We start from the raw sequence: 7,334 nt of genomic DNA on the forward strand, positions 1-7,334 counted from the left end.
CGTTCAGTTCAGATCCTGTATGCGTTGCTGAATGTAACTTACCGTAGCCGGGTTCAGGTTGCCGCCCAGCTGCAAGCTACGACCAAATAAATCAAGCGCCTGATCTGAATGTCCAAGCGCATCATGACTTAATGCCATTCCCAAAGACCAACGCGCTTGCAGCGGCTGCTGTTGAGCCAAACGCTCAAAACTAAGCAATGCCTGCTGATGCTGGCCTAACTGTTGCCACGCGGTAGCCTGCAAAGCCTGATGATCAACACTCATGGCAGTCTCAGGTATGTAAGCCAGATAGTGCAGCGCTTGAGGCCATAACTGCTGCCGGGCATAGCTGGCGGCCAACTGCTCATGCACGCTGATCGTGTCAGCACCTTGCTCTAGCGCCAGTTGCAGCCAATACTGCACTCCGGCTTCATTGGCACGTATTTGCGCTGCTTGCGCCATCGCCAGATAGGGCTCCTCCATGGCAGGCTCTAACGCCATCAACTGTTGCCATAACTGGCTGGCTTGCTCAGCTTGACCGCGCTGCTCAGCTTCATACGCTTGTTGCTTCAATTGCTCAAGCTGCTGTTGTGGCGTCAACTCAATACGATCAACCCGCATACTCGGCTGCGGCCTCGCATCCGCTGCAGCCTCCTCATTCTTGACAGGAGTAGTAACCGTAGCATGACTCTCGGGGTTCGTCGCGCGACCAGAGGTCGATACATCATCTTGCACTAGCAAGATGTCAGCGTCACTCCCTTGAAAGTTAGCTGAGTGTTCCTCGTCGCTCAAGATAGGCAATGGCTCAGTATGCGGTAACAAAGCCTCTGATTCAGCAAGCAACAAGGGATCAACGACAATCAAAGGTTCAGCAGGTTGGGCCGGATTCAGCTCAGATACACTTTTCACCACACCACCGGGCTCAACAGCTGGTCGTAAAGAATAAGGACTCAGCAGTAACCACAAGGCTCCAAGAACAAGCGCAACCACCAACAATAGCGCTGGCCAATAACGGTAGAGGCTACCCTGTCCACTGGTAATCATCGCCTGAGACGATGTCGTGGTAGTCTGATTTGGCTCGCGCTTATCTAAATCACGTAACATCTGGTTGATCACACTCATAGTAGTCGCCCCCAATACCACCAAGCGGAGACAACTAGCACAGCGAACAATGAGACAACCATAGCAATTAACCCGTAATAACGACGACACTTCACATCTTCGGTATCATAAGCTGCCGCGCGGATATGACCTCGGGTAATGCTTTGTTGGCCTTTGCCATAAGCCAACATCAGCGCTTTATGAGCCAGCAGATTAACCAGCCGTGGGATCCCCCTACTGGCATTCGCCAGCAAATGCATGGCCGACATCGAGAACTTCAACTGAGGGTTGCCAGCAATCGCCAAACGGGCTTGTACATAGGCAAAAACCTCAGCAGCTGTCATCGCCCGTAATTGATAGGAGAAACTAATGCGCTGCCGTAATTGGCGAAAACGGTGTTGTTGTAAACGTTGATCCAACTCCGGTTGCGCAAATAGTACCACCTGTATCAGCTTGCGCTGCTCGGTTTCGAGGTTGGTTAATAATCGCAATGCCTCTAGCGTTTCATCTGGTAGTGCCTGAGCTTCGTCAATGACCAGAATCACCTGCTGCTGCCTGGCGGCCAGTAACATCAGATGCCGTTGTAATAACTGTTGCAGTTGTTGGTGATCAATATTGCCGGAGTACTGCAAGCCAAGCTCTGCTGCCAGCGCCCAACGCAGTTCAGTAGGGGATAAACAAGGATCCGGTACATAAGCCAGCCGCCAATTTTCTTGGGCGTGATGCAATAACTTGCGACAGAGTAAGGTTTTACCGGTGCCGACTTCTCCAACAATCTTAATGAAGCCTTCTCCAGCGGATAATGCCGTCTGCAGCACTTCAAATGCTTGCTGATGTGGAATTAACTCAACATAGAACGCCGTGTTCGGTGTTAATGAAAATGGCATTTGTTCCAGCTGGAAGTGGCTCAAGTACATGGCATCAACCTTAGGGATACCAGCGGTCTAACATGTCGCTCGATTGTTGGATATGCGGCTGCCATTGATCGGTCTCAACCACGACCGGACGCAATAAAATCACCAGCTCTTTCTTTTGCTCCAACGAGTTTTTACTGGTAAACAACTGACCCAATAATGGAATAGCACCAAGCACTGGTGTGCGAGACACGCTGTCAGTCATCACGGACTGCATCAAACCACCAATCACTACAATCTCACCGCTACGGGCGCGAATGATGGTGTCAGACTCACGAATATTGCTTCGCGCTAATGGCAACACCACATCTTCGTTGCTTAACCGAATAGTTTTAATTTGCTCTGCGGTTTCAGTCACTGAAGGATGCACATGCAAGATCACCTGCCCATGCTGATCAATTTGTGGCGTGACGTCCAAGGCAATCCCGGAGAAAAAGGGTTGCAACTCAATAGACGGAGTACTGATAGTCCCTCCAACCGTCGCGGTAGTGTCACTGCTGATATTGGTGACGTAGTATTCATCCTGTCCGACTTTAATCACGGCTTTTTGATTGTTCATCGCAGTGACTCGTGGGCTGGAGAGTACCTGAGCACTGCCCTGAGTTTCCAGTAAATTGATAACGCCTGAAAAGTCAGCATTACTAAAAGAAATCGCAGTGACTCCGCCCAAAGCTGAGCTGACCGGATTGCTAGCCACTACACCACTGGTGGTTAAATTAAACTCAGTGGAGCGAACGGATGCCAGTGCATTACTCCAATTAATCCCTTGCTGATACTCATCATTTAAAGTGACTTCAATAATCCGAGCTTCCAAAATGACCTGTCGCTGTAAATGCTGCTCCGCTGTGCCTAAAAAGCTTTTTACTGCGGCGATTTCATCCGGCATACCACGCACAGTAACCAACCCAGCTTGAGGGCTGACCACCACCATTCGCTCTGGTCCATTCCCCAACATTTGCTGCAAGGCTTCCTGCAAGTCCCCCCAAAACTCTGTCTTACTCTCACTATGGATATTACTGCCACTAAATTGCTGTTGCATCATGCCTTGCTGACCACCAAGCATTGAATCACCGCCTAAGCCTAACTGCCCGGTTTGTCGGCCCAATTGACCGCGGTTCCCTTGTTGGTTTCCAGTCCGGTTATCTTGTGACACTCCACCAGAATTGACAGAGATAGAAGAAAATCCGCTGCGCTTAAGCATTAAGTAATTTACTGCAATGGTCTCGGTGCGAAGTCCCGCTGGGGCCACCTGATAGACTCGGCTTTGTCGACGGATATCAAAACCATACAAGTCCTGCACCACCGCTAATGCTTCAGCGAGCGTAACTTGACGTAAGTTTAAGCTAATGGTGCCTTGTACATCAGGATGCACCGCGATGCTATAGTCGGAATCAGCCACCAAAGATGCAAAAAATTCGGGGAGCTCAACTTGAGCTGCAGCCACATTAAAACGAGGCTCGGCAGCTTGCCTTGTCATCACGGGCTGCGATGGCAGCATTAAATCTTGTGCAACAGAGGCTGGCACTTCTGGTGCTTTTTGTGGTGTAGGACGTTCCGCGGCAGCACGCTGCAACTCCGCTTTGGCTTCTACTGCCTGATGGCTGGCTTGCATCCCCTGACAGCCTGAAAGGGTCAAAGCAATAAGGCTACTGATCGTCAAATAAGAAAACTGCTTATTATTCATCATTATGAGTCATCTTCTGAAAAATGAAAAGTTGGATGCGATCCGTTGCACTATCCAGCACAACATGATCCTGATGGACTTCCCGTAACTGATAACCCGCGATATCATCTCCAATCCGCATCAGCTGTCCGTTAATAATCACACTCGCCCGCTTATCTTGCCATCGGATCAAGCTCAATCGAAGTGGTTCACTGCTTTGGCTTGCCATGGCCGATACTGAGGGCGTGAACTGCGCTGGTCTGGTTGGATCTGCCAGACAGTCTGCACTTAGCAGGCAAAGCAATACACTACAACTGAATAAAATCCGCATCATCACCTACCGTTATTAACTCAATGGTTATTTCAGCCTGAGGAAACTGCTGCACTTGATAATGCACACTAGACCAACCCAACTGCCACGGGATTTGCTCCAATCGGGCGAGTACGTCAGACAAGGATTGATAACTACCCTGCAACACCACCCGAATTTTATGCTCATACAATAATGGCTGCTGTTGCTCATCAACCGCAATGATGGTGGGCGCCAACGAGTTCAATGCAACCAAGCGCACCTGCTGCTGGGTCATCAGCACGCTGCGCAGTAGCGGCAACATCTGCCGAGCACCGATAAAATGTGCCGATTGAGTAGCAAGCTCTTGCTCCAATTGCTCCAACTGAGCCCCTAATTGAACAATGAGCTCACGATGCTGTTGGTTGATGTCTCGCCCCAACTCCTGCTGCAAATCACCGATTTGGTTTCGACTTTGTTCAATCTGCTGCGCTACTCGCTGTTGTTGTTGCCTTTGCTGCACTAACTGCTGCCACGCTGGCTCTATCAAATAAATAAAACCAAGCCAGAGTACCAATCCAATCGCGGTGGCATAAATAAGCCTGCGCTCGCTCAGTTTCAGAGCATCAAACTTCGTATTTAATTGCTGCCAGGTCATAGCGTGTCTCCCGGTCGAGCAACCACGTGAAACGATAACGCTTCATTGCCATCTGTCTGCTGCAGAGTAAGCCCTTGAAAACGCTGCCCTTGAAAGTAGGGAGAATCGCTAAGCCGACTCATCCACTCGGGCACGGATGCTGGCTGGATCGTCTCGCCATAAAACTCACTACGCCGCTGCTGCAATCGAAACTCAGTCAACCATAACTCAGGAGCATTTACCTCAGACAAGTGCAACATAACAGCAGAAAAAGAGCGCTGCGGCTCACTTTGTTTGGCGCTCAGTAAACGAAGTAAACGCTGATGACGCTCCACGTCCTTCTTTAACCGCTCTTGTTGACGCAGCAACTCAGTTGATGGAGCTCTCTGGGTCAATAACTGCTGGAATTGACTCAGTTCATTTTGCTCCTGCAACAATTGTTGTTCAGCCTGCTTCAATCGGGTAGTCAACTGATGCTGCTGCATAAAAATAACAGCTGACACAATCACCAGCAGCACGATGCAGCCAAGTAGGATCAACGAAAGTCGCTGAAAGTTATAGGGCTGAGTAATGGGTAATAAGTGTCTATCAAACAGGTTAACTTGCGTTTTCAAGTTGTCTCTCCTGCATTGCACCAGATAACGTTTCAATGGCTGCGGCCAATGGTAAAGCAAACTCAGCTTGCTCTTTGTGAGTCATCTCTGGCAACCATGATGACAGCTGAAGCTCTTCGACCTGAGTAAAACCAAGCTGCCGAAAAAATTCAGCAATATGACTTTGTGCGTCGGTATCCAGAGCCAACACTATATGCCGAACCGGCGCTTGTTTCAGCTGCCCTTCAAAATAATCAACAGAGCGTTGAACTTCTAACCCCAAATTATCCAGTATACCTTGCTTTAAATCTTCCAGACTGTATTGATCGAGCTGCTGCAAGCCACGAATACGCCGAGAAAAGCACACCTGTCTACCACGTACAATCATGATAGATGCATCTTGACCGGGTTGGTGCGATAAAAATAAAATGGGATAGTTTTGTGCAGGAATCAGGCTTTTCAGTACCCACTCTTCCGGCAGAATGGAATCAATTTTCAGATGATGTTTAGTGAGAAGACGGACCATCTTCTGCAGTAGCTGCTTGCTACTGACCACGACTTGCAATCGCGCCTGCTGTTGTTGATGCGAGGTAGGTAAGTCCATGTAGTCAATTTGCATATCATCGACTGGTATAGAGACTAATTCTTTTAATTGCCAACGCAGCGCTGAGGTCAATTCACTATCAGGTACCGCAGGTTTATCCAGCTGCACCAACTGGTAATGTTCAGGCGCTAAAACCAGCACCAACTCATTTAGATCTGAGAGCTCACTAAGTAACGACTTGACCGCCTGAGGCCATTGCTCCATAACAAAGGATTGTTTAATGCTTTGGGAAACTTTAGTCTGAGACGCTGACCGGTCTAAAGTGATGATGTTGAAACTATCTTGCTTCCAGTGCAGAGCAGCTATCTTTTGCTTCGATTTATGTTTAGACAAGACGCTTTGTAGTTTTACCCACATAGTTTGATCTACCTGTATGGAAACCGACTTTTATTAGCGGTTATATTATTATTCTGTTTTAATCAGCTGCATACATATCAAAAGCTTAGCATGATGATGAACAATCAGCCAACGAACTGGCAAGCTATCAAGCACCATCTCCTTGAATCCCTCCGGCTCGAACTATGGATCGTACAGCCAACATGCGACAGTTTGGCGGTTTCAGGCAACAAGCAACTTAAGTTAAAATACCACATTAACAAAGCACAGCAAGAGCATAAAGCCGGAATTCTGACCTTTGGCGGTGCTTTTTCTAATCATTTGCTCGCTACTGCAGTGTCTTGTGCCGAAAACGCGATACCTTGTATTGGCATGGTTCGCACTGACCAGCTTGATCCAGTCAACCCAACCTTAAACGCTTGTCAGCAAGCAGGTATGCAACTTATAGCTCTAAGCCGAGCACAGTATAAACAACGAAACGAACCAGCTTGGCTAGCTAGGTTACAACAGGATTATCCCTCGACCCTGATTGTGCCAGAGGGCGGCACATCGTCTTATGGTGTTAAAGGAGTTTCCGAGTTTGATGTGGGAACAACACCAAGCGGAAAAGCAGATGTGCTGATCACGGCTACAGGTAGTGGTGGCACCTTAGCCGGTTTGTCCCTAGGGCACCCTAACTGCCAGGCACTCGGCATCGCTGTCGTCAAAGATACGACGTTGTCAGAAAAAATAGCCACCTTAAGCCAGCAACAAACCAATTGGCATCTGCTCAGTGATTTTGTCGGGAAAGGTTATGGGCGCTTTGATGACAGTCTGCTGCAGTTTTGTCTCGATTTTAAAAAGGACACGACTATTAGTCTTGAGCCCATCTATACTGGAAAAGCCATGCGGGCTGTATTTACATTAATATCGCAGCATTATTTTAGACCCAGATCCAAGCTGGTTTTCTTCCACACAGGCGGACTACAAGGGTTAGCAGGCTTATTGTATCGAGGGTTGATTAGTCAGCAAGAGTACGATCTCTTGATGGCTTAAATCCCCCTCGGCCCCCCTTTTCCCGAGGGGGAGGTATGCTGATGCAAGATCTTATCAAGACCAGCATGGCGACAAATTCGTCAGGAACGAATTTGGACGTTGCGAAGCGACGGCCCGAAGGGCAGTGGGCAGGGATAGCCCACTGCAATGCCACCAGCAAAGCGCTGTGGCAGCCATGCGAAG

The 7,334-nt window shown here is 48.8% G+C and carries 8 protein-coding genes; 1 reads left to right on the forward strand and 7 read right to left on the reverse strand.

The genetic code is table 11. From position 1 onward, the window contains the following. Positions 1-3 precede the first annotated feature (3 nt). Genes Q3O60_RS16405 through Q3O60_RS16435 form a run of 7 tightly spaced genes read right to left on the reverse strand, consistent with a single transcriptional unit; the run spans position 4 to position 6,137 of the window. A complete protein-coding gene (locus tag Q3O60_RS16405; RefSeq protein WP_305895015.1) occupies positions 4-1,101 on the reverse strand; it encodes a tetratricopeptide repeat protein in 1,098 nt (365 codons plus the stop codon). Then, positions 1,098-1,997 carry an ExeA family protein gene (locus Q3O60_RS16410; RefSeq protein ID WP_305895016.1) on the reverse strand — a complete coding sequence of 300 codons (900 nt, stop codon included), beginning with the start codon at positions 1,995-1,997 and terminating at the stop codon, positions 1,098-1,100. The genes Q3O60_RS16405 and Q3O60_RS16410 overlap by 4 nt, the downstream gene beginning before the upstream one ends. Before the next feature lie 10 nt (positions 1,998-2,007). Beyond that, the gene (mshL, locus tag Q3O60_RS16415; protein WP_440132266.1) at positions 2,008-3,678 is read right to left on the reverse strand and encodes a pilus (MSHA type) biogenesis protein MshL; all 1,671 of its coding nucleotides are present in this window, start codon (positions 3,676-3,678) and stop codon (positions 2,008-2,010) included. Then, the gene (locus Q3O60_RS16420) at positions 3,671-3,991 is read right to left on the reverse strand and encodes a hypothetical protein (protein ID WP_305895018.1); all 321 of its coding nucleotides are present in this window, start codon (positions 3,989-3,991) and stop codon (positions 3,671-3,673) included. Before Q3O60_RS16420 ends, mshL begins: the two co-directional genes overlap by 8 nt. Beyond that, on the reverse strand, positions 3,966-4,604 hold the full coding sequence (locus Q3O60_RS16425) for a hypothetical protein (RefSeq protein ID WP_305895019.1): 639 nt from the start codon (positions 4,602-4,604) through the stop codon (positions 3,966-3,968). The genes Q3O60_RS16420 and Q3O60_RS16425 overlap by 26 nt, the downstream gene beginning before the upstream one ends. Further along, entirely contained in the window at positions 4,601-5,197 is a 597-nt protein-coding gene (locus Q3O60_RS16430; protein WP_305895020.1) for a PilN domain-containing protein, read from the reverse strand. The genes Q3O60_RS16425 and Q3O60_RS16430 overlap by 4 nt, the downstream gene beginning before the upstream one ends. Beyond that, entirely contained in the window at positions 5,181-6,137 is a 957-nt protein-coding gene (locus tag Q3O60_RS16435; RefSeq protein ID WP_305895021.1) for a hypothetical protein, read from the reverse strand. The genes Q3O60_RS16430 and Q3O60_RS16435 overlap by 17 nt, the downstream gene beginning before the upstream one ends. Before the next feature lie 3 nt (positions 6,138-6,140). Between Q3O60_RS16435 and Q3O60_RS16440 the strand changes: the two genes are divergently transcribed. Next, complete coding sequence (locus tag Q3O60_RS16440) at positions 6,141-7,151, forward strand: 1-aminocyclopropane-1-carboxylate deaminase/D-cysteine desulfhydrase (protein ID WP_305895022.1); 1,011 nt, start codon at positions 6,141-6,143, stop codon at positions 7,149-7,151. Positions 7,152-7,334 lie beyond the last annotated feature (183 nt).

Source organism: Alkalimonas collagenimarina (assembly GCF_030717845.1).
Lineage (GTDB): Bacteria > Pseudomonadota > Gammaproteobacteria > Enterobacterales > Alteromonadaceae > Alkalimonas > Alkalimonas collagenimarina.